Origin of the sequence: Bradyrhizobium sp. 186, from assembly GCF_023101685.1 — a bacterium.
In the GTDB taxonomy this organism is placed as follows: Bacteria; Pseudomonadota; Alphaproteobacteria; order Rhizobiales; family Xanthobacteraceae; genus Bradyrhizobium.
The window spans coordinates 2,161,105-2,182,937 of sequence record NZ_CP082164.1 but is presented as its reverse complement, the minus strand read 5'-3'; the positions used below and the strand labels follow the sequence as shown (position 1 = coordinate 2,182,937).

Below are 21,833 nucleotides of genomic sequence, written 5' to 3'. Positions count from 1 at the left end.
CCAGCATCCCTTCCCCAGCCCGCCGGCCATCATGTCCCCCATCATCTCCGTCGCCAATTTGTCGAAGACCTATGGGTCCGGTTTCAAGGCGCTCAAGAACGTCAATCTCGATATCAAGCGCGGCGAGATCTTCGCGCTGCTCGGCCCCAACGGCGCCGGCAAGACCACGCTGATCTCGATCATCTGCGGCATCGCCAATCCGAGCGAAGGCAAGGTCCTGGTCGGCGGCGAGAACATCCAGACCTCCTACCGCAAGGCGCGCTCGCTGATCGGCCTGGTGCCGCAGGAACTGCACACCGACGCCTTCGAGAGCGTGTGGGCGACCGTGAGCTTTTCCCGCGGCCTGTTCGGCAAGCCGAAGAACCCGGCCCATATCGAGAAGGTGCTGAAGGACCTGTCGCTGTGGGACAAGAAGGACAGCAAGATCATCACGCTGTCCGGCGGCATGAAGCGCCGCGTGATGATCGCCAAGGCGCTGTCGCACGAGCCGCAGATCCTGTTTTTGGACGAGCCGACCGCCGGCGTCGACGTCGAGTTGCGCAAGGGCATGTGGGAGGTGGTCCGCACCCTCCAGCAGTCGGGCGTCACCATCATCCTCACCACGCATTACATCGAGGAAGCCGAGGAGATGGCCGACCGCATCGGCGTCATCAACAAGGGCGAGATCGTGCTGGTCGAGGACAAGGCGACGTTGATGCAGAAGCTCGGCAAGAAGCGGCTGACGCTGCACTTGCAAGGCAAGCTCAGCGCGCTGCCCGACAGCCTCGCCCACTACGAGCTCGACCTTTGCGACAGCGGTGCGACGCTGGTCTACGACTACGACACCAAGGGCGATCGCACCGGCATCACCAGCCTGCTTAGCGACCTCCGCACCGCCGGCATCCGCTTCAACGACCTCGATACGACACAGTCGTCGCTCGAGGACATCTTCGTCGACCTCGTGAGGACGTCATGAACTACCGCGCTGTCCGCGCCATCTATCTGTTCGAAATGGCGCGCACCTGGCGCACGCTGCTGCAAAGCATCGTCTCGCCGGTGGTCTCGACCTCGCTCTATTTCGTGGTCTTCGGCGCTGCGATCGGCTCGCGCATCAGCCAGGTCGAGGGCGTGAGCTACGGCACCTTCATCGTGCCGGGCCTGATCATGCTTTCGGTGCTGACGCAGAGCATTGCGAACGCCTCGTTCGGCATCTACTTCCCGAAATTCGTCGGCACGATCTATGAGATCCTATCGGCGCCGATCTCCTATTTCGAGATCGTGCTCGGCTATGTCGGCGCGGCCGCGACCAAGTCGATCATCCTCGGCCTGATCATCCTCGCGACCGCCGGATTGTTCGTGCCGCTGCACATCCATCATCCGATCTGGATGCTGGTCTTCCTGGTGCTGACGGCGGTGACCTTCAGCCTGTTCGGCTTCATCATCGGCATCTGGGCCGACGGTTTCGAGAAGCTCCAGATGATCCCGATGCTGGTGGTGACGCCCCTGACCTTCCTCGGCGGCAGCTTCTATTCCGTCGACATGCTGCCGTCGGCCTGGCGCACCGTGGCGCTGCTCAATCCGGTCGTCTATCTGATTTCGGGCTTCCGCTGGAGCTTCTACGAAATCGCCGATGTCAGCGTATCCGTCAGCTTCGGCATGACGCTGGCGTTCCTTGTGATCTGCCTGGTGGTGATCTGGTGGATCTTCCGCACGGGTTACCGGCTGAAGAACTAAGTGTCATTCCGGGGCGCGACGAAGCACGAGCCCGGAATGACGGTGGTGAATTTAGCGATAGCAGTGGAAGCGGTTGTAGCCGTCATAGTAACCGCGGCAGCGGCGGTGACCACGATGGGGAATCCCGAGCACGCCCTCGACCGCACCCACGGCCCCGCCAACACCGGCGCCGACGACGCCTCCAACTGCACCGCCGACCGGGCCGCCGATCCGGTTGCCTTCATAAGAGCCCTCCTGGGCACCGCGCACGATGCCCTGGGCATGGCCGGGCTGCGGTAGCGACAGCAGCGCGAGGAGGATGGCAGCGGCTGCGATAAGCAGGCGGACAGGTAAACCGGCCGGCAATTGCGCGGCGGCGATACGAGCTTTGTTCATCTTCGATCCCAAGGTAAACGGCGGCGAAAGCCGCGTGTCGGGGCAGGCCATGTTCAACGCTTGGCGCGGCCAAATGGTTGCGCCTTTGTGACGAATTGTCGGCGTCGAGAACGCGCTGGTCGCTCGCGAAAATGTCAGCACCGCCGCAGGCGGCGCGGCACAAAGCGGCCTTGCTTACGCCCGGCACCACGTTAACGATGGGCGGGCGGGCCGCTGGAACGAAAGCCGGATTGCAGGCATAGTGCACGCCGGGGGACGGAGAGCCGCGGCGCTTGCGTGAACAGGCCGGAGGCCAGGATTCAAATGCGTTTTCCTCAAATGCGTTTCCAGATGAGATCCTTTTTCATTGCTTTCACCTCATTGATGCTTTTGAGCGCGGGCACCGCGCAGGCCAAGGTCGAGATCACCATCGACAAGGACAATCAGCAGATGACCGTCGCCGTCGACGGCGTCGCGCGCTATCACTGGCCGGTGTCGACCGGCATCCCCTCGCGCGAGACGCCGAACGGCGCGTTCCGCACCTTCCGCATGGAAGAGGATCACTACTCCAAGGAATTCGACGACGCGCCGATGCCGCACGCGATCTTCTTCACCAAGATCGGGCACGCCATCCACGGCACGGATTCGGTCGGCCGGCTCGGCTCGCCCGCCTCGCATGGCTGCGTGCGGCTGTCGCGCCAAAATGCCACGACACTCTACGCGCTGGTGCAGCAGCAGGGCGTGCTCAACACCACGGTGACGCTGACCGGCTCGTCCCAGGTGGCCCTCGCACGCAATCCGCGCGGCCGCACCAACAATGCCGTTGCCCGCGCTCCGCAGCCGGCCGAAGAGCAGTACAGCGCTGCCGGCGACCCCGTGAATCTGACGCCACCGGCGCAGCCCGCCCGCCGCTACATGCCGCAGGACGACAGCTACATCTATCCGGCCGACGGCAGCGACACCGGCGCGCGCTATCCGGCGCCGCGCACGAACAACCGCGTCTACGGCGCGCAGGTCTACCAGACGCAGCCGACTTACGACCAGGGCTATGGCCAGCAGGGCTATTACTATCAGCAGCAACAGCCCCGGCAGTATTATCAGCCGCGCGGCTATTACCAGAACTGACGCGACTTGAGCGCGGAGCTGCCGCTCCAAAATCTTCCAGCTTTTACGTGCCAGGAGCCCGCGCCTGGCGTTCGGTTTCGGTCACCGCATTCGTTTGCGCGACGAGCGAATCGAACGCCGCCGCCACGCTGGCCGCTGTCGACCTCGGGAAATCGCGGCAACTGTGCATGAATTGAGCAGCAAACCGACGAAGGGAAGCAACAGTCCCCAACCTTCAACGCTGTGGCGTTCTGGCCAAATTGACAACCGTAGGGTCGCCCGTATTGTCGTTCCGATTGTTTCTGGGAAATGACATGACACGCGAGCAGATTTCGGATTTCTGCGTTACCGCCCTGGCAAATATCCTGCGAATCTCGAGGGACCGGGTCGACACCGCCACGAAATTCAACCGTCTCGGGCTCGATTCGGCGATGCTGGTCTACCTCATGATGGAACTCGAGGAGAAGCTCGACCTCGAACTATCGACGGACGACTTCTACGACCATCCTACCGTCGAGGCGCTGTCGCGATTTCTCGCCGACAAGCGCGCCATCCCCTCCGCTGCCTGAGGGCGGCTGAAGCCGGCGCAACCAAAATGGAAACCTTCCGCTCGCTCGTGGCACTCCTGGCCCGGCGTGCGGCGGACCAGAGCGAGGATCGCGCCTACGTCTTCGTCTCCGATCGCGGGACGGAGGAAGCAGCCCTCACCTTCCGCCAGTTGCACGACGCCGCGCGCGCGCTCGCCACGCGCCTGACCGCGGCCGCCCGGCCCGGTGACCGCGCGGTCCTGGTATTCCCGCCCGGCATCGAGTTCATGGTCGCGTTCTTCGGCTGCCTGATGGCCGGCGTCATTGCCGTACCGATGATGATGCCGCGGCGAAACAGCGCCCGCGATGCCAGCGCCGCGATCCTCGCCAATTGCGCACCGGCGGTGGCGCTGACCACCTCCGCGCTGGCTTTGCGCGGCGATTTGCAGGCGCGCTTTGAGCAGGAGAACATCCGCTGGATCGAAGTCGACCTCACCGCGGCCGACGGTGAGACAATCGAACTTCCCGAGCCGGCATCGGGCGACATCGCCTTCCTGCAATACACCTCCGGCTCCACATCCGAACCCAAGGGCGTGATGGTGAGCCATGCCAATTTGCTCGCCAATCTCAAGATGATCCGGCTCGCGCTCGGCAACACCAGGCAATCGACCTACGTCAATTGGGTGCCGCTCTATCACGACATGGGGCTGATCCTGAACGCGCTGCAAGCACTCTATGTGGGTGCGACCTGCGTGCTGATGGCACCGAACGCGTTCATGCAGCGGCCGCTCGGCTGGCTGCGCGCGATCTCGCATTATCGCGCGGAAGTGGCGTGCAGCCCGAATTTCGGCTTCGACCTCTGCGTCAGCCGCTATCGCGCCGATCAGATGGACGGCGTCGATCTGTCCTCGCTCAAAATCGCGCTCAACGGCGCGGAGCCGGTGCGTGCCGACACCATCGCGCAGTTCATCGAGACATTTGCGCCGCACGGTTTCAATCCACGCGCGATGTATCCGGCTTATGGCATGGCGGAAGCGACGCTGCTGATTTCCGGCGGAGGGCGCGGCGGCGGTTACGTCACGCGCAGCGTCAGCCGCGCGGGGCTTCAGGCTCATACAGCCGAAGCGGCCCCCGACGCCGACGATACGCAGATCGCGGTCGGCTGCGGCCGCGCGCTTGCCGGCGAGCGAATTGCGATCGTCGAGCCGGAGAATTGCGCGCGGCTACCCACCGACCGCGTGGGCGAGATCTGGGTCGGCGGCGCAAATGTCGCTCGTGCCTATTGGCGCAATGAGGAGGCAACGCGCGAGGGGCTGAACGTCGAGATCGCCGGCGAGGATGGCCCGTGGCTGCGCACCGGCGATCTCGGCTTCCTTGACGAAAACGGCGAGCTGTTCGTCACCGGGCGGATCAAGGACCTCATCATCATCCGCGGCATCAACCATTATCCGCAGGACATCGAGTGCACGGTGCAGTCGCTCGACGAAGGCTTGCGCGAAAACTGCGGCGCGGCGTTCTCGGTGCCTGATGAGAGCGGCGAAGAGACGCTCGTGATCGTCCAGGAGGTCGAGCGCACCGCGAGGAGCACGATCGACACCGCGGAGATCAAGGGGCAGATCCGCGAGGCCGTAGCCGACAGCCACGAGCTCTCCGCACGCCACATCGCGCTGATCCGTCCAGGCAGCCTGCCAAAGACCACGAGCGGCAAGATTCAGCGCAAGCTGGCGCGCAGGCTCTGGCTCGACGGCAGTTTCCAAGAGATAGCTTGAGCCGGATAGCTTGAGCCGGACGCGGCTCAGAAATCGATCCGCGCCTTCGCTCCGTCGCGCAGACTCGCGATAATCCCCTGCTCGATCAGGCCCGCGAGTCTCGAGCGGTAGTGGATGAAATCGGCGAAATTGTCGCGATCGCGGGTCAGCGCGTTGTCGACGCGATAGTTGACAAAGTTGCTGCGCGGCCGTCCGGCCACGACCGCCTTCAGCGCAGCATCGCAGGCGCTGCGCTCCAGCGCCGTTTCCGTGCCGGGTTTTGGCACCGTGGCTGCAAAGGTCGGCGGCACGATGATGACGACCGGCACATCGGCCGGCAACTTCCTGACGATATCCGTCAGCGCGACGATCTCGGGAAATGCCGCCCGCATCTCGGTGGACGTTGTCGGCACGGGATCCCTGGGCCAGCCGACCTCTTTGAATTGGCCGGGCGGCCAGATGTCCTCATAGCTGACGAAGCCGTCCGGATTCATCCGCTGCCGGCGGCCAAGCCCGATGCTCAGCCGCTGAAAGGCCTGCTCGATCGCCTGCCAGGAGATCAGCCGCACCGCGTAGGTGACGACGCTCTCGTCATAGAGCCAATAGGAAAATGGGACGCCGCCCTCCTCCTTCGGCCGCGCATGCACGCACCAGCCCGGATCGGCCGCGATCACCAGCGCGCCCACTTGCTTGTGATTCCGCAGGAAGAAGTCGAGCACCGCGAGCTGTTCACGCGGAATTGCGCCGGTCATGTAAAGCTGCACGAAGTGCAGGCCCGTCGCCTGCGACAGCGCGGTCGGCTCGATCATCTGCGCGGTCGAGTTGCCGACGATGGCGGCGTTGAAATTCAGGTCTCTCGCGCGGCTCGCGGCCGTGATCTGCGTGAGGCGATTATCGACGCCGTCGATGCCGAGCAGTCCGAGCTTGCCGCTGTCATAGGGATCGACCAGCACCATCAGCGCGAGCACCAGCATTGCAGCGCCGATCAGCGTGCCCAGGCACACCAGCAGGCTCCGGCCCCAACCGGGATCAGTATCAGAACTTGAAATAGACGAACTCATGGAGATCCCGACCACCCATATGGAGCAGCAATGCGAACAGTCCGACGCCGAGCACACCCGCGAGCACTGGATTCGGGCGGCGGGTGAATACGGCGACGATGTCCTGGCTCGCCGGCAACAGGAAGGCGAACAGCGGCGCCGCGATCAGCGGCCACAGATGTTGTCCGCGATCGAGCGGCAGCGGCGAAACGAGCCCGGAAAAGACGTACCAAGCCGCCTCGACCGATCCGGCGCGGAAGATCACGCCGGTTGCGAGCACGAACAGCACGGTGAGTGCCCAGCCGAGCCAGGACGGGAAATCCGGGCCGTAGCGGCGCCACAGCGCGCAGGCTACCAATGCGAGGCCGTGCAGCATGCCCCACAGCACAAAGGCCCAGCTTGCACCGTGCCACAGGCCGCACAGCGCCATCGTGATCATCATCGCACCGAAGAACTGGACCGGCAGCCAGCGCCGCGGCAGCAGGCGCAAATTGACCAGCGGGTAGAACACGTAGTCGCGCAGGAACAGCATCAAAGTGATGTGCCAACGCTGCCAGAAATCCTGGATATTGGTCGAGCGCAGCGGCGCATTGAAATTATAGGGCAGTTGCACGCCGAACAGCAGGCCGAGGCCGATCGCGATGTCGGAATAGCCGGAGAAATCGAACAGGATCTGGAAGGAGAAGCAGAAGGCGAGCCACGCGTCTCCACGCGCGAGCGGTCCACTCGCCGCCTGCGCATAGATGGGATCGAGCAGATGCGCGATGCTGTCGGCGATCACGACCTTCTCGAACAGGCCGAGCGCGATGAAGCAAGTCGCGATGCAGAACTGGCGCTGCCAGCCCGGCACATAGACCTGTCGGCCGAACTGTTGCATCACCTCCGACCAGCGCGCCAAGGGCCCCGCGATCGCCTGCGGGAAGAAGGCGATGTAGAGCGCGTAGCGGTCGAGCGCATAGAGCGGCGCCTTGCCGCGCTTCAGATCGACCAGATACATGACGTGATGGAAGGTGAAGAAAGAGATGCCGAGCGGCAGCCCGATGTCGAGCGTCGGCAGCTTCGTGCCGAACACAAGCCCGAGATTGGCGAGCCCGAAGTTGGCGTATTTGAACAGCGCCAGCACGGCGAGATCGAGCACGATTACCAGCGTGATCACACCGGACCATTTCATGCGGCCATAGACGACCGAGGCGAGCCAGTTGATCGCGATCGAAGCGACCAGGAGCGGGATGAAGGACGGGCTGCCCCAGGCGTAGAAGGCAAGCGACAGCGCGACCTGTACGCCGATGCGCAAGCCCGGATAGGGATCGGCGAGGCGGTAGATCAGCAGCGCCGCCGGCAGGAAAACCAGGAGAAAGGGGTAATCGTTGAACAGCATCGGATCAAAGCCGCGTCATCACCGGCCTTGCGCCGGTCGATAACGCTCAGCCCGTTTCCAGGTCGGACATGGCATCGCCCGGCTGCCGCAGCATGCGCCGGGCGATCTTCTCTTCGCTGGGCACCTTGACGTCCCAGGCCAGTCCGAGCGCCTCCAGCGTGCGGATGAAGATGAAGCCGGGATCGAACTCGAACCAGCGCAGCCCGAAGGCCGCGGAATATGGGAAGGCGTGGTGGTTGTTGTGCCAGCCCTCGCCCCAGGCGAGCCAGGCCATCACGCCGAGATTGCGGCTGTTGTCGTCGCGGGTCACGAAAGGCTGCGCGCCAAATGTGTGCATGATGGAGTTGATGGCGGACATGGTCTGCTCGACCACGAACATGCGGACGATGCCGCCCCAGAGCAAGCCGCTCAGCGCGCCCCACAGGCTCATGGTGGCAAGGCCTCCGATCGCGGCCGGCAACAACAGGCCGAGCGCGACCCAGCTGTAGTAGTAGCTGTTGACCGCGACCAAAGTCCGGCTCGCCATCAGATCGCGCACGTAGTGTGCGACATTGGGATAATCATGCTCGATCATCCAGGTCAGGTGCGCATGCAGGAAACCGCGCAGACGGCCGAGCAGGCCGTCGCCATGCAGCCGCGGCGAATGCAGATCGCCGTCGTGATCGGACAGTTCGTGGTGGCGCCGGTGCATCGCCGCCCAGGACAGCATCGGACCGCGTCCGGCCATCGATCCCATGATGATCAGGATCGCGCTCATCGCAGTGGACGTCGCAAATGCGCGGTGAGTGAACAGGCGGTGATAGCCGACGGTGAGGCCGAGGCCGGTGATCAGCCAGAAGCCGAACAACAGGCCGAGTTCCGTCACACCGATCGGGCGGTAGAACAACAGGCCTAGTGCCATCAATGTGCCGGCGAAGGGCAGCACGTCAAAGATGATGAAATGCCGCCGTTGCATCCGGTGAAAATGCCGGCTGCGGATGATGCGGTGATCGCGTTTCTGTTGCACGGTCGGATTCCAGGGCGGCGGCTATGAGTACATAACCGCCGCGCGAGCGCAACCCAAGCCGCCGCCCAAGGTTTCAACAGCCGCGAAAGCCTGTAGAATGGGTCGGACGTGCCAAAATGCGTTCAAAATGCCGCCCTTTTTCGCTTGCCCTCCGAGCCGCCATGCCATCACGTGCTGCGACAATTTTGACTGTGATCTCGGTTCTCATTGCCGGACGAGCGATGGCTATTGATTCGACTTTCGATCTCGAGGCGCATCGCGGCGGGCGGGCGCTGTTGCCAGAGAACACGCTGCCGGCGTTCGCGAATGCGCTGTCAATGGGCGTTGACACGCTGGAGCTCGACGTCGGCGTGACCGCCGATGGCGAGGTCGTCGTGTCGCATGAGCGCGGGCTCAATCCCGATCTCGCACGGGATGCGACCGGCGCCTACGTCGCTCCGCCCGGCACACCCTTCGTGAAATTGCCGTTCGCCGAGGTCAGGACATACGATGTCGGCCAGATCCGGCCGGACAGCGCCTATACAAAACAATTCCCTGATCAGCGCGCCGTGCCGGGGACACGCATTCCCACCTTGCGCGAGGTGTTCGCACTGGTGCGCAAGTCCGGCAACAGCCGCATGCGTTTCAACATCGAGACCAAGATCGATCCGAACCACCCGGATGAGACCCTCGACCCGCAGACCTTCGTCACGAAGCTGCTCGGGGTGATCGAGGCCGAGGGAGTTTCCGGCCGCGTCATGATCCAGTCGTTCGACTGGCGGACCCTGCTGCTCGTGCAGCAGCAGGCACCGAAGATTCCGACCGTGTACCTGACGCTCCAGCGCGGTTCGGCGCCGACCGTCGTGCTCGACAAGGCCAGCAACTGGACCGCGGGCTTCAGCCCCGCCGATCACGGCGGCTCGCTGCCGCAGACGATCAAGGCCGCGGGCGGCGCGATCTGGTCGCCCTATTTCGGCGATGTGACCGCTGCGCTCGTCTCGGAGGCCCATGCGCTCGGACTGCGCGTCGTGGTGTGGACGGTCACAAGCCCGAGGACATGGCGCGCATGATCGAGACCGGCGTCGACGGCATCATCTCCGACCTCCCGGACCTGTTGCGGCAGGTCGCCGGCGAGAAGGGGATTGCGTTGCCCGCGGGGACGCCGGTCGAGCCGTAGAGGCCATCCACGGGCGCTTTCCCGTAGCCTGGATGGAGCGAAGCGCAATCCGGGACCGGCGTCGCCCAGCGCGCAAGTGATCCCGGATTACGCTGCGCTCCATCCGGGCTACGAACTTGAGTCCTACGAACTTGAGTCCTACTCCCCGTCCTTCAGACGCCGGTAGAGCGCGCCGAGGATGTTGGAATAGTCGTCGGTCCAGACCCGCACCGTGTCGTCGGCTTCGGTCTCCTCCCACTGCTTGGAGGACGCGAGCTTGCCGACGTCGGCCGCGTCACGCGCGGAGATGACGACGTCGGTGGAGAAGATGTAATCGGCGTCGCGGCCCGAATCCTCGTTGTAGACCCAGCTCTTGAGATCGTTGGCATCCGCAATGCCGACCACCACGGGCTCGAGATCGAGATGCCGGTTGGAGACGTGCATCACGACGGCGCCGTGCGGGGCGAGCTTGTCCTTGTAGATCTTCATCGCCTCTTCGGTCGCCAGATGGATCGGGATCGCATCCGACGAATAGGCGTCGACGATGATGAGATCGTAGGCGCCGTCCGGTTCCTTCGCAAAGGTGAGACGCGCGTCGCCGATCACCGGCTTCAGGTCGGGCGCGCAACTCGAGATGTAACGGAAATTCTTGGGATCGCGCGCGGCGTCGACCATGGACTGGTCGATCTCGAAGAACTTCCAGCTCTCGCCGGGCTCGGCGGCGCAGGCGAGCGTGCCCGATCCGACGCCGATCGCGGCGACTTTCAGCGGCGCACCCTTGCGCTCGCGGATCGCGGTGACGGCCTGACCGATGCCGCCGTCCTTGTGGTAGTAGGTGATCGGCTCCGGCCGGCCGAGGACCGGCGTGCCGTCATTGTTGCGGAAGCGCTCGGCACCGTGAATCGTGGTGCCGTGCATCAGCACATGGAAATAGCCACCGGGTGTCACCACGATCTTGTGCACGCCGAAGAAGCTGCGCACGGTCATGACGCGGCCCTCGTCCGCCGGATAGATCCGGATCAACGCCAGCGCGAGCGCGACGGTGGCAAAGATCTTCCAGCGGCCGGCATTGAGCGCGAGCGCCAGAAGCGCTGCAAGCACGCCGACGGCGCCGGCGACCCAGACGCGGTGATCCTCGAACCAGGTCGAGAGACTGCCCGTGGTGTATGACGGCACGACCAGCGCCACCGCCAGCGCGGCGAGCACCAGCCAATACCATTTGACGAGACCAGCGAAGCGCTCGTTCACCGAGGGCCGGCACAGCGCGGCGAGCGCGACCAGTATCGGATATTCGGCGATCCAGGAGAAGGTGAACGGCGCAACAAGTCCTGCGAACAGGCCGCCGACCATGCCGCCGAACGACAGCGCGACATAGAAGCCGGTGAGATATTTTGCGGGCGGCCGCGTCCGCGCCAGTTCGCCATGGCAGGCCATGGCGATGACGAAGAAGCACAATTGATGACCGCCGAGCGTCAGCAGCAAATTCTGCTCGCCGCCGAAGGCGAGCAGGAAGATGACGCCCGCGATCGCGACCGGCTGGAGCATCAGCATCCATTTGTGCGGCAACAGCGGCCGCGACTGGAACACCACCACCCAGGTCAACAAATACAGCGACAGCGGCAACACCCACAGAAGCGGTGCCGCCGCCACGTCGGTGGAGATGTGCGCGGTCACGGCGATGAGAAGGCCCGAGGGAACCGCGGCGAGGAAGATCCAGCGCAGCCGTGTCACCAGGCCGGGCGCCGGCGCATTCGGATCATCTGCCTGGGTGATGACAGAGGCTTGCGCCGGTGAGCGCAGCAGCAGCGCGCCGCAGGCGGCGATCAGGAGGATCAAGACGCCGTAGCCGCCGGTCCAGAACCGGTTCTGCGTGTGTAGCGTGAACATCGGCTCCAGCAGGAACGGGTAGGACAAAAGCGCAAGGAAACTGCCGATGTTGGAGGAGGCATAGAGGAAGTAGGGATCGTGCCCGGCCGGATGGCCGGTGCGGACGAACCAGGCTTGCAGCAGCGGATTGTTGGCAGCCAGCGCGAAGAACGGCAGGCCAATCGAGACCACGAACAGGCCGAGCAGCCAGAACGCATAGCCCGAAGCGGGCGGCTCGCCATACGCCCCGGCGATGCCGAGCGGCAGCGTGGCGAAGGCGGCGATCAGCAGCACCAGATGCACCACGACGGGAACGACTCGATTTTTGATCTGCATCAGCAGATGCGCATAGGCATAGCCCGCGAGCAGCAGCGACTGGAAGAACACCATCGCCACCGACCACACCGCCGGCGAGCCGCCGAGCCGCGGCAGCACCATTTTCGTGAACAGCGGCTGCACAGAGAACAGCAGCAGCGCGCTGACGAAAATCGCAGCCGTATAGACCGTCAGCAGCAGCCGGTTGCGTGACGTGGACGGCTGCTCCGTGGCGGCGGGTTGCACGATCGAATCCATGGAAGCTCCGGCTTAACCCCGGCGGGCGCCGGGCGCGCGCAATGGAGCACAAGGCGCCTGAACGGGCAATAAATGCTGTCGTGATGTTGTGGCGAGGAATGCCTGATATACAGGTGTCATTCCGGGGCGCCTCGAAGAGGCGAACCCGGAATCTCGAGATTCCGGGTCTGGTCCTTCGGACCATCCCGGAATGAACGTGGAACAGCTTGAACCTTTCATGACCGAAACCGACGTCGTCATCATTGGCGCTGGCCACAATGGCCTCACCTGCGCGGCCTATCTCGCGATGGCGGGTCTGCGCGTGCACGTCGTCGAGCGCCGCAAGGTGGTCGGCGGGGCCGCGGTGACGGAAGAGTTTCATCCGGGTTTCCGCAATTCGGTCGCGGCCTACACTGTCAGCCTGCTCAATCCGCAGGTGATCCGTGACTTGAAGCTCGCCGAGCAGGGCCTACGAATCGTCGAGCGGCGCGCGCAGAATTTCCTGCCCGCGCCGGACGGCAGCTATCTCCTCACCGGAGAGGGTCGGACGAAGACCTCCGTCGCGCGGCTGAGCACGCATGACGCGGATGCGCTCGACGGGTTTTCGCGCGAGCTGGAAGACATCGCGGACGTGCTGCGGCGATTCGTGCTGCGCGCGCCGCCGAACCTCGTCGCCGGTTTTGGCACGGCTGCGATCCGCGAGGCCGTGAACGCGTTGCAGACGGCCAACGTCCTGCGCGGACTGACGCTGGAGCAGAGCCGCAGTCTGCTCGATCTCTTCACCCGCTCGGCCGGCGAGATGCTGGACGAGCGCTTCGAGCACGATCTCGTCAAGGCGCTGTTCGGCTTCGACGCCATCGTCGGCAATTATGCCAGCCCCTACGCGGCCGGCTCGGCCTATGTGATGCTGCATCACGCCTTCGGCGAGGTGAACGGCAAGAAGGGCGTCTGGGGCCACGCCATCGGCGGCATGGGCGCGATCACGCAGGCCATGGCGCGCGCCGCGCGAGATCGGGGGGTTGTGATCGACACGGATGCGGGGGTGCGCGAGGTGATCGTTGAGCGCGACCGCGCCGTCGGCGTGGTGCTGGAGAACGGCGAGACGATCCGCGCGAAATATGTCGCGTCCAACGTCAATCCAAAGCTGCTCTATACGCGGCTGATCGCGGCCGACGCCCTGCCCGCGGAGTTCCTCGCCCGCATCCGCCACTGGAAGAACGCCTCCGGCACGTTTCGCATGAACGTGGCGCTGGACCGCCTGCCCTCCTTCACCGCGCTGCCCGGCGACGGCGATCATCTCACCTCCGGCATCATTTTGGCTCCGAGCCTCGGCTACATGGACCGCGCCTATCTCGATGCGCGCGCGGAAGGATGGAGCCGCGAGCCGGTCGTCGAGATGCTGATCCCCTCGACGCTCGACGACACGCTCGCGCCTACGGGCAAGCACGTCGCCAGCCTGTTCTGCCAGCACGTCGCGCCCGAATTGCCGGACGGCAAGTCCTGGGACGACCATCGCGAGGAGGTCGCCGATCTCATGATCGCGACGGTGGATAGCTACGCGCCGGGCTTTGCTGCAAGCGTGCTCGGCCGCCAGATCCTCTCCCCGCTCGATCTCGAACGGCAGTTCGGCCTGCTCGGTGGCGACATCTTTCACGGCGCGCTGACGCTGAACCAGCTGTTCTCGGCGCGGCCGATGCTGGGCCATGCCGATTATCGCGGTCCGCTCAGGGGTCTCTACCATTGCGGCTCCGGCGCCCACCCCGGCGGCGGCGTCACCGGCGCCCCCGGCCACAACGCGGCGCAAACGATTTTGCGGGATCACCGGGCGCTGTTCGGAAGCCGTGGATAGGCCTGTGGATGAACTGTGGACAGGCTGTCGAGAAGCCTGTGGCAGAGTGGTGGATACCTGCCCAAGGCCAATCCGGCCATGCTGGGGAAAGGTGGTGGAAAACCCTGGGACTACCGAGGGGATAGGCCGGTGGACAATGCCCGGCAAAACGGGTGGACAGCTTGTGGACATGGCTGAGAGCCAAGCCGCGCCCCCCAAAACGACTCCGCCCGCCAAGGGGCAATTCCCCCCAGCGGGCGCTGGTCGAAACAGTCTATGAAGAGAATGGGCCCTGCTGGGAAAACAGAGGCGGAAATTACTTCAAGGAGCTGCTAATCGAACCGAACTTGTCGTTCATGGTGCTGCCCAGGCTGTTCACCACGGTGATGATCGCCAGCGCGATACCCGCTGCGATCAGGCCGTATTCGATCGCGGTTGCACCGGACTCATCGGACCAGAACTTCAAAACCATGCGCTTCAAGACTCGCCTCCGTTTCCATTTAAAGATGTGTTGGCTGGTTCCAACATCCGTGAATGTACGGAGCACAACCTGCGGTCAAGTTAATCCGGAGGTTGCAAGTTATGCGGAAAATTGAGAACAAAAGTTCCAAAAATTGAATGTAGCGGAACCCCGGATGCAATCTTCACCCACCCATCGCGCCAGCTTTTCGATCGGCAATGAGGCCGCCGCCAAGCGCATCGTCGATGTGCTCGGCGAGGTCTTTTTCGAAGGCGATGCAGCGGTCGTCGCCTTCGAACGGCCGGACGGGGAATGGGGTGTCGCGCTCCATTTCGCCGAGGCGCCGGATCAGGCGTTGCTGCGCGAACTCGTTGCAACTTCGGCAGGAAACGGCATCGCGGCAACGCTTGCCTTCGACACGATCGAGGCCAAGGACTGGGTCAAGGCGAGCCTGGAAGACCTCGTCCCGGTGCCCGCCGGTCGCTTCGTCGTGCACGGCAGCCACGACCGCGATCGCGTGGCGCCGAACAAGCTCGCCATCGAGATCGAGGCGGCGCTCGCCTTCGGCACCGGCCACCACGGCACCACGCGCGGCTGTTTACTGCTGCTTGACCATGTCCTGAAGAGTTCTCGTCCCAGGAACCTGCTTGATCTCGGCACCGGCACCGGCGTGCTGGGAATCGCAGCGGCCAAAGCGCTGCATCGTGCGGTGCTGGCCTCCGACATCGACCCGCCCTCGGTGCGGGTGGCGGCCGAAAACGCGGCGCTTAACGAAGTTGGTAACCATGTGCGGGTGATCCGCGCCACCGGCTTCGCCGCGCCGGATTTTTCGCGGGCAGGCCCGTTCGACCTGGTGCTGGCCAACATCCTTGCCAATCCGTTACGGCAATTGGCGGGTCCCATAACGCGGCACTTGGCACCGGGCGGGCGCGTCATCCTCTCCGGCCTGTTGACGCATCAGGCGCCCGCCGTGATCGCCGCCTACCGCGCCCGCGGCCTAGTGCCGGTACGGCACCTGCGGATCGAGGGGTGGAGCAGTTTGTTGCTGAAGCGGATGGGTTGAGCTGCCGTGGCTCTCGCAGGGTTGGTTAGCTAACCCACCCCACGAAGTCGTCGATGTGGTGCTACTTCACCGGCTTCTCGTCACGGCGGACCGATGCGCGCAACGCACGCCTGGCGCGGCGCTCGGCGAAGCGATCGATCATCTGGCTGATGAGGCCGCGCGGCTTCTTCGGTGTGGTTGCAGCCGGGGCGCGGCGGACCGGCGGCGAAATCTTCTCAAACGTGAACGCAGGCATCGTGTATCCCCTCGCCGTTGAGTAGAAACACTTGCTCGAATTTCCCTGTTATCCGGATGAAGCTCAGAGGCTGCATCCGTTTACTCCACCCGACTCAAGCGGAAACTTTTCAAGCACAGTCCATGCCAGATGCGATGCAAATGCGTCTACATTGCGGACTGATCGCCATGATCCTAAAGTGATCCACATGTTCGAAGCACACTTCCAGACATTCGAGGAGCCCGAGGCCGGCGTCGCATTGACGGCGCGGCTTGCCGCACTTCGTGAAGAACTCGCCCGCCGCAAGCTGACCGGCTTCGTGATTCCACGCGCCGATCAGCAGCAGAATGAATATGTTCCGCCGTCGGAAGAGCGTCTCGCCTGGCTCACCGGCTTCACAGGTTCGGCGGGACTTGCGGTGGTTCTGACCCACGAGGCCGCGGTGTTCGTCGACGGCCGCTACACGCTTCAGGCCGCCAAGCAGGTCGACGCGAAAGCCTGGGCGGTGGAATCGCTGATTGATCCGCCGCCGGAGAGCTGGCTGTCCGCGCAGCTGAAGGCCGGCGACCGCCTGGGATTTGATCCGTGGCTGCACACTTTTGCGGCAGCCGAGCGTTTGTCCGCCGCCTGCACCAAGGCCGGCGCGGAGCTCGTCGCGGTCGACAGCAATCCGATCGACGCCGTCTGGCAGGACCGGCCGCCGCCGCCGATCGCGCCGGTTGCCGTACACGGCCTGCAATATGCCGGGATCGCGGAGGCCGAGAAGGTGACGCAGATCCAGGGCGAGATCGCCAGGCTCGGCGCGGACGCGCTGGTGCTCTCCGATAGTCACGCCGTGGCCTGGACCTTCAACATCCGCGGCGCCGACGTCGCGCACACGCCGCTGCCCTTGTCCTACGCGCTGGTGCCGAAGGACGGCCGGCCGACCGTGTTCATCGACCACCGCAAACTCTCCAACCTGACCCGCGATCATCTCGAGCAGTCAGCTGACGTGCGCGAGCCCGATGCGATGGCGCCGACGCTGATGGCGCTGGCCAAGAGCGGCGCCGCGATTGCGCTCGACAATGCCACCGCGGCCGACGCGCTCAGCCGGCTGATCGCGGGCGCTGGCGGCAAGGCGGTGCGCGGCAGCGATCCGATTGCGCTGCTGAAGGCCGTCAAGAATACGACGGAGATCGCGGGCACGAAGACGGCGCACCGGCGCGACGCCGTGGCGCTGGCGCGCTTCCTCGCCTTCATCGATCGCGAGGCACCAAGCGGCAAACTCACCGAGATCGACGCCGTCGAGACGCTGGAGACGTTCCGCCGCGACACCGGCGCGTTGAAGGACGTATCGTTCCCGACCATCTCCGGCACCGGACCGAACGGCGCCATCGTGCACTATCGCGTCACCCGCAAGAGCAACCGGCGGATCGCGCGCGGCGACCTGCTGCTGATCGATTCCGGCGCGCAATATGAAGACGGCACCACCGACGTCACCCGCACCATCGCGGTCGGCGAGCCGACCGACGAGATGCGCGACCGCTTCACCCGAGTCTTGCGCGGCCATATCGCGATCGCGCGCGCGGTGTTCCCGGACGGCACCACCGGCGCGCAGCTCGACACGCTGGCGCGGCAATATCTCTGGGCCGCCGGCGTCGATTTCGAGCACGGCACCGGCCATGGCGTCGGCAGCTATCTCTCGGTGCATGAGGGACCGGCGCGAATTTCAAAACTCGGCACCACGCCGTTGAAGCGCGGCATGATCCTGTCCAATGAGCCCGGTTACTACAAGACCGACGGCTTTGGCATCCGCATTGAGAACCTCGAGCTGGTGGTCGAAGCCGATATCAAGGGCGCCGAGAAACCGATGAACGCGTTCGAGACGCTGACGCTGGCGCCGATCGACCGCCGACTGATCGACGTGGCGATGCTGGGCAAGGACGAGCTCGACTGGCTCAATGCGTACCATGCGCGCGTCCGCGCCGAGGTGCGGCCGGCGCTGGACGAAGCGACGAAGGCCTGGCTGGACCAGGCGACGGCGGAGCTGACATAGCGCTGCGCATGGCGCTACGCGATTTGTGCAACGCTCTCAATCATCGCCGTCATATCCCCGCGAAGGGGGCATCCAGTCCAGAGACGTCGAGATTCCTAGCAACCGCCGCGGCGTACTGGATCACCCGCTTTCGCGGGTGATGACACCGAGGTTGCGGCGCGAGCATCGCGCATAGCCGCATGCCGAAACATCCGTATTCGCGGCAATCGCGAACCGGCTAGTGTCTTTTCCATGCATGGCATGATCAGCGGGCCGCCGGAAACGGCGGCGAACAGGAACCTCGCGACCTCGCGCGTGGTGCTGCTGTTGCTGGTCGTCATGACCGGGATCGCGCCGATCTCGCTTTATATGCTGGTTCCGGCGCTCCCCGTGCTGGCGACGAATTTCGGCAGCGACATCTCGATCGCGCAGATGACGGTGTCGCTCTACATGGTCGGCATCGCGCTGTCGCAGCTCATCATGGGGCCGCTGTCGGACAAGTTCGGACGCCGCCCGGTGCTGCTCGCGGGGCTGGCGCTGATGGTCGTGGCAAGCCTCGCCTGTATCTTCGCGCAAAACCTGCCGCAATTGATCGCCGCGCGCTTCTTCCAGGCGCTGGGCGGCGCGGCCGGCATGGTGGTGAGCCGCGCCATCATCCGCGACATCTACGACCGCGAGCGCGTCGCCTCCATGATCAGCCTCGTCATCGCGGCCCTGATGATCGGACAGATGCTCTCGCCGCTCACCGGCGGCCTGATCGAGACCGCATTCGGCTGGCGCGCGATCTTCTATGCCATCACGATCGGCGCGCTCGCGGTCGCCGTCGGCATCGCGCTCGCTCTCCCGGAAACACGCCGCAGCCGTGCGGCCGGCAGCGGCTTTCGCGGCGACGTCGGCATGCTGATCAGGAACCGCGCCTTCATCGGCTATGTGATGTGCCAGGTGCTGGCTTCGCAGATCATCTTCACCTTTGCCGGCGGCGGGCCCTACATCGTGGTGACGCAGATGGGCCGCAGCAGCGCCGAGTACGGCGCATGGTTCGCGACGACAGGCTTTGCGTATCTGGTCGGCAATCTCCTCTGCGTGCGCTTCGCACCGCGTCACTCGCTGGAAAACCTGATCTGGTTCGGGCTCGGCCTGCAACTCTGCGGCAGCCTTTTGAACCTGCTCTGGAGTTTCACAGGCTGGAATGAGGCGCCCGCCTGGCTGTTCGGCACGCAGATGATCGTGATGGCCGGCAATGCCTTCGTGATGGCGAACTCGGCCGCCGGCGCGATCAGCATCCGCCCGGAGGCCGCCGGCACCGCATCCGGCGCGATGGGCTTCCTGCAACAGGGCATCGGCGCGCTGATGTCGCAATTCGGCGCCTATCTCGGCGGTCACTCCGCCACGACGCTGCCGCTCACCGCCGCAGTCCTCGCGATCTCGCTGCTCTGCGCCTGCACGATGATCTTCGTCGTGCCCCGCCGCGAGGTCGTGGTGAGCGAGACGCTGATCGAGCAGGCGGAGGAGGAGGAGGGCGGGATGATGTGACCCCTGTCATTCCGGGGCGCACGAAGTGCGAACCCTGGAATCTCGAGATTCCGGGTTCGATGCTTCGCATCGCCCCGGAATGACAGCGGCGACTTCACTCCCCGATCAGCTTCAGCCACTCGTCTTCGGTCAGCACCTTGACGCCGTGCTTGTTGGCCTCGGCAAGCTTCGAGCCGGCGCCGGGACCTGCCACGACGAGATCGGTCTTCTTCGACACCGAGCCCGACACTTTTGCGCCGAGCCGCTCCGCAGTCGCCTTGGCCTCGTCGCGCGTCATTTTCTCCAGCGAGCCCGTGAATACCACCGTCTTACCGGCGACGGCCGAATTGCTCTTCGGCTTCTCGGCGTCGACGATCTCGACCTCTTTGGTCAGCCGCTCGACGATGCCGCAATTGTGGCTCTCGCCGAAATAATCCGCGATGCTCTTGATCACGGTGTCGCCGATCTGGTCGAGCGCATCCATGTCGGCCATCGCCTCCTCGTCGCCCTTGGCAACCTTGAGGCTGGCGTCGTGGAAAGCATCCCAGGAGCCATAGCCGCGCGCCAGCGCCAGGCCCGTGGTCTCGCCGACATGGCGCATGCCGAGCGCGTAGATGAATCGCTCCAGAGCGATCTTCCGCCGGCTTTCGATGGCGCCGAACAGATTGCGCACCGAGGTCGCGCCGTAGCCCTCAATCTCTTCGAGCTTGAGCTTTGCGTTGCGCTTTTCCAGCGTGAAGATGTCGGCGGGCTCCTTCACAAAACCTTCGTCGAAGAAATACTGGAGCTGCTTCTCGCCGAGACCGTCGATGTCGAAGGCACGCCGCGACACGAACAGCTTGAGGTGCTCGATCTTCTGATAGGGACAGGCGAACTCGCCGGTACAGCGGGCGCGCGACCCCTCTTCGCCGGCCGCCGTCTCCTCGCGCGTGACGTCGGTGTGCAGCGGGCACGGGCACTTCTTCGGGAAGTGAAACTCCTTCGCGTTCTTCGGCCGCTTGTCGATGACGACATCGACGACCTGCGGGATCACGTCGCCGGCGCGCTGGATCACGACGGTGTCGCCGATCCGGATGTCGCGGCCCTCACGCAAGGTCTCGCCCTTGTTGCCGATGCCCTTGATGTAGTCCTCGTTGTGCAGCGTGACGTTCTGCACGATCACGCCGCCGACGCCGACCGGCTCGAGCTTGCCGACCGGCGTGAACGAGCCGGTGCGCCCGACCTGGATCTCGATGTCGCGCAGCACGGTCATGGCGCGTTCGGCCGGGAACTTGTGCGCGATGGCCCAGCGCGGTGTGCGTGAGACGAAACCGAGCCGCTCCTGCCAATCGAGGCGGTCGATCTTGTAGACGACACCATCGATATCGTAGTCGAGCTCGGCGCGCTGTTCCTCGATCGCGTGGTGGAAGACGAGCAGCTCCTCGACCGAATGGCACAGTTTCGTCAGCGGATTGGTCTTGAATCCGCAGCGCTCGAACCAGCGGATCATGCCGCTCTGCGTGCTTTCGGGCATCGCGCTCATCTCGCCCCAGGCATAGGCGAAGAAGCCGAGCGGGCGCGACGCGGTGATGGTCGGATCCTTCTGCCGGAGCGAGCCGGCGGCCGAGTTGCGCGGATTGGCGAAGATGGTGTCGCTGGCCGCCTTCTGCCGCTCGTTGAGCGCCAGGAAGGCTTTCTTGGTCATGTAGACCTCGCCGCGCACCTCGCAGATGTCGGGGACGTTGCGGCCTTTCAGCTTCTGCGGCACGTCCTCGAGCGTGCGAATGTTCGCGGTAACGTCCTCGCCCACCGCGCCGTCGCCACGCGTCGCCGCGGTGACGAGCTCGCCGCCCTCGTAGCGCAGCGACATCGAGAGGCCATCGATCTTCGGCTCGGCGGAGAAGTCGACCTGATCGTCCGCGAGCTTCAGAAAGCGCATGATGCGGCCGACGAAATCGCGCAAATCTTCCTCGGCAAACGCGTTGTCGAGTGACAGCATGGGAACGGCATGCCGCACCTTCCTGAACCGCCCCGACGGCGCTGCGCCGACCTTTTGCGACGGTGACTCCGCGCTGACGAATTCGGGAAAGCGCTTCTCAATTGCATCGAAGCGCTGGCGCAGCGCGTCGTATTCGGCGTCGGTGACCGAGGGCGCGTCATCCTGATAGTAGCGCTCGTTGTGCCCCTCGATCTCCAGCGCGAGCCGCATGTGCTCGACCTTGGCCTGCGCCTTGGTGAGGTCGGAAACGTCGGGAAGTGCCCTTGCTTTGGATTTTGCTGCTCTTGCCATGGTGGTTGAATACGACGGAGCGGTAGGACGGTAAAGACGGGTGGAAGTTT

At 64.5% G+C, this 21,833-nt stretch carries 17 protein-coding genes and 1 pseudogene; 10 read left to right on the top strand and 8 right to left on the bottom strand.

Features of this window, described 5'->3' with window-relative positions:
* The first annotated feature begins 31 nt into the window (after window positions 1-31).
* A complete protein-coding gene (locus IVB18_RS10175) occupies window positions 32-955 on the top strand; it encodes an ABC transporter ATP-binding protein (protein WP_247989039.1) in 924 nt (307 codons plus the stop codon).
* A complete protein-coding gene (locus tag IVB18_RS10170) occupies window positions 952-1,713 on the top strand; it encodes an ABC transporter permease (protein ID WP_247989038.1) in 762 nt (253 codons plus the stop codon). Before IVB18_RS10175 ends, IVB18_RS10170 begins: the two co-directional genes overlap by 4 nt.
* 51 nt (window positions 1,714-1,764) lie before the next feature.
* Here the strand turns inward: IVB18_RS10170 and IVB18_RS10165 are convergent, their stop codons facing one another.
* Entirely contained in the window at window positions 1,765-2,088 is a 324-nt protein-coding gene (locus IVB18_RS10165) for a hypothetical protein (RefSeq protein WP_247989037.1), read from the bottom strand.
* A 330-nt stretch (window positions 2,089-2,418) separates the two neighbouring features.
* Between IVB18_RS10165 and IVB18_RS10160 the strand changes: the two genes are divergently transcribed.
* The 3 genes from IVB18_RS10160 (at window position 2,419) to IVB18_RS10150 (ending at window position 5,467) form a co-directional block, all read left to right on the top strand.
* Window positions 2,419-3,192, top strand: a complete 774-nt coding sequence (locus IVB18_RS10160) for a L,D-transpeptidase (RefSeq protein WP_247989036.1) — start codon at window positions 2,419-2,421, stop codon at window positions 3,190-3,192.
* 293 nt (window positions 3,193-3,485) lie between these two features.
* On the top strand, window positions 3,486-3,740 hold the full coding sequence (locus IVB18_RS10155; protein WP_247989035.1) for an acyl carrier protein: 255 nt from the start codon (window positions 3,486-3,488) through the stop codon (window positions 3,738-3,740).
* A 26-nt stretch (window positions 3,741-3,766) separates the two neighbouring features.
* Window positions 3,767-5,467 (top strand): fatty acyl-AMP ligase, encoded by a 1,701-nt coding sequence (locus tag IVB18_RS10150; protein WP_247989034.1) that lies wholly within the window; start codon window positions 3,767-3,769, stop codon window positions 5,465-5,467.
* 26 nt (window positions 5,468-5,493) lie between these two features.
* On the opposite strand, the gene IVB18_RS10145 is transcribed toward IVB18_RS10150, so the two are convergent.
* From IVB18_RS10145 to IVB18_RS10135, 3 genes are read right to left on the bottom strand one after another with little or no spacing between them, the layout of a single operon-like run.
* A complete protein-coding gene (locus IVB18_RS10145) occupies window positions 5,494-6,450 on the bottom strand; it encodes a hypothetical protein (RefSeq protein WP_247989033.1) in 957 nt (318 codons plus the stop codon).
* Window positions 6,451-6,481: 31 nt separating this feature from the next.
* Entirely contained in the window at window positions 6,482-7,864 is a 1,383-nt protein-coding gene (locus IVB18_RS10140) for an MBOAT family O-acyltransferase (RefSeq protein WP_247989032.1), read from the bottom strand.
* A gap of 46 nt (window positions 7,865-7,910) precedes the next feature.
* Window positions 7,911-8,870 carry a fatty acid desaturase gene (locus IVB18_RS10135; protein ID WP_247989031.1) on the bottom strand — a complete coding sequence of 320 codons (960 nt, stop codon included), beginning with the start codon at window positions 8,868-8,870 and terminating at the stop codon, window positions 7,911-7,913.
* Window positions 8,871-9,031: 161 nt separating this feature from the next.
* Between IVB18_RS10135 and IVB18_RS10130 the strand changes: the two are divergent.
* Window positions 9,032-10,026 (top strand): annotated as a pseudogene (locus tag IVB18_RS10130) (glycerophosphodiester phosphodiesterase).
* A 138-nt stretch (window positions 10,027-10,164) separates the two neighbouring features.
* On the opposite strand, the gene IVB18_RS10125 reads toward IVB18_RS10130, so the two are convergent.
* Window positions 10,165-12,444 carry a fused MFS/spermidine synthase gene (locus IVB18_RS10125; RefSeq protein WP_247989030.1) on the bottom strand — a complete coding sequence of 760 codons (2,280 nt, stop codon included), beginning with the start codon at window positions 12,442-12,444 and terminating at the stop codon, window positions 10,165-10,167.
* 217 nt (window positions 12,445-12,661) lie between these two features.
* Between IVB18_RS10125 and IVB18_RS10120 the strand changes: the two genes are divergently transcribed.
* Window positions 12,662-14,272, top strand: coding sequence for an NAD(P)/FAD-dependent oxidoreductase (locus IVB18_RS10120; RefSeq protein WP_247989029.1), 1,611 nt, complete (start codon window positions 12,662-12,664; stop codon window positions 14,270-14,272).
* Window positions 14,273-14,567: 295 nt separating this feature from the next.
* Here the strand turns inward: IVB18_RS10120 and IVB18_RS10115 are convergent, their stop codons facing one another.
* Window positions 14,568-14,732, bottom strand: coding sequence for a Flp family type IVb pilin (locus IVB18_RS10115; protein WP_177195765.1), 165 nt, complete (start codon window positions 14,730-14,732; stop codon window positions 14,568-14,570).
* Window positions 14,733-14,886: 154 nt separating this feature from the next.
* Here IVB18_RS10115 and IVB18_RS10110 point away from each other — a divergent pair, with 154 nt between their 5' ends.
* Entirely contained in the window at window positions 14,887-15,774 is an 888-nt protein-coding gene (locus IVB18_RS10110; RefSeq protein WP_247989028.1) for a 50S ribosomal protein L11 methyltransferase, read from the top strand.
* 61 nt (window positions 15,775-15,835) lie between these two features.
* Here IVB18_RS10110 and IVB18_RS10105 read toward each other — a convergent pair whose 3' ends face one another.
* Complete coding sequence (locus IVB18_RS10105; protein WP_247989027.1) at window positions 15,836-16,009, bottom strand: hypothetical protein; 174 nt, start codon at window positions 16,007-16,009, stop codon at window positions 15,836-15,838.
* 187 nt (window positions 16,010-16,196) lie between these two features.
* Between IVB18_RS10105 and IVB18_RS10100 the strand changes: the two genes are divergently transcribed.
* Both IVB18_RS10100 and IVB18_RS10095 read left to right on the top strand, forming a co-directional pair.
* Window positions 16,197-18,023: an aminopeptidase P family protein gene (locus tag IVB18_RS10100; RefSeq protein ID WP_247989026.1), complete on the top strand. Its 1,827-nt coding sequence runs from the start codon at window positions 16,197-16,199 to the stop codon at window positions 18,021-18,023.
* Between the two features lie 231 nt (window positions 18,024-18,254).
* On the top strand, window positions 18,255-19,535 hold the full coding sequence (locus tag IVB18_RS10095) for a multidrug effflux MFS transporter (RefSeq protein WP_247989025.1): 1,281 nt from the start codon (window positions 18,255-18,257) through the stop codon (window positions 19,533-19,535).
* A 94-nt stretch (window positions 19,536-19,629) separates the two neighbouring features.
* Here the strand turns inward: IVB18_RS10095 and ligA are convergent, their stop codons facing one another.
* Window positions 19,630-21,783 carry an NAD-dependent DNA ligase LigA gene (gene ligA / locus IVB18_RS10090; protein WP_247989024.1) on the bottom strand — a complete coding sequence of 718 codons (2,154 nt, stop codon included), beginning with the start codon at window positions 21,781-21,783 and terminating at the stop codon, window positions 19,630-19,632.
* Window positions 21,784-21,833: the final 50 nt, after the last annotated feature.

Bases quoted from the DNA above. Each gene is read 5' to 3' on its own strand.
- IVB18_RS10125 (WP_247989030.1), bottom strand. From the start codon at position 12,444: ATGGATTCGATCGTGCAACCCGCCGCCACGGAGCAGCCGTCCACGTCA.
- IVB18_RS10175 (WP_247989039.1), top strand. From the start codon at position 32: ATGTCCCCCATCATCTCCGTCGCCAATTTGTCGAAGACCTATGGGTCC.
- IVB18_RS10150 (WP_247989034.1), top strand. From the start codon at position 3,767: ATGGAAACCTTCCGCTCGCTCGTGGCACTCCTGGCCCGGCGTGCGGCG.
- IVB18_RS10105 (WP_247989027.1), bottom strand. From the start codon at position 16,009: ATGCCTGCGTTCACGTTTGAGAAGATTTCGCCGCCGGTCCGCCGCGCC.
- IVB18_RS10170 (WP_247989038.1), top strand. From the start codon at position 952: ATGAACTACCGCGCTGTCCGCGCCATCTATCTGTTCGAAATGGCGCGC.
- IVB18_RS10100 (WP_247989026.1), top strand. From the start codon at position 16,197: ATGTTCGAAGCACACTTCCAGACATTCGAGGAGCCCGAGGCCGGCGTC.
- ligA (WP_247989024.1), bottom strand. From the start codon at position 21,783: ATGGCAAGAGCAGCAAAATCCAAAGCAAGGGCACTTCCCGACGTTTCC.
- IVB18_RS10095 (WP_247989025.1), top strand. From the start codon at position 18,255: ATGCATGGCATGATCAGCGGGCCGCCGGAAACGGCGGCGAACAGGAAC.
- IVB18_RS10165 (WP_247989037.1), bottom strand. From the start codon at position 2,088: ATGAACAAAGCTCGTATCGCCGCCGCGCAATTGCCGGCCGGTTTACCT.
- IVB18_RS10155 (WP_247989035.1), top strand. From the start codon at position 3,486: ATGACACGCGAGCAGATTTCGGATTTCTGCGTTACCGCCCTGGCAAAT.
- IVB18_RS10160 (WP_247989036.1), top strand. From the start codon at position 2,419: ATGAGATCCTTTTTCATTGCTTTCACCTCATTGATGCTTTTGAGCGCG.
- IVB18_RS10110 (WP_247989028.1), top strand. From the start codon at position 14,887: ATGCAATCTTCACCCACCCATCGCGCCAGCTTTTCGATCGGCAATGAG.
- IVB18_RS10120 (WP_247989029.1), top strand. From the start codon at position 12,662: ATGACCGAAACCGACGTCGTCATCATTGGCGCTGGCCACAATGGCCTC.
- IVB18_RS10140 (WP_247989032.1), bottom strand. From the start codon at position 7,864: ATGCTGTTCAACGATTACCCCTTTCTCCTGGTTTTCCTGCCGGCGGCG.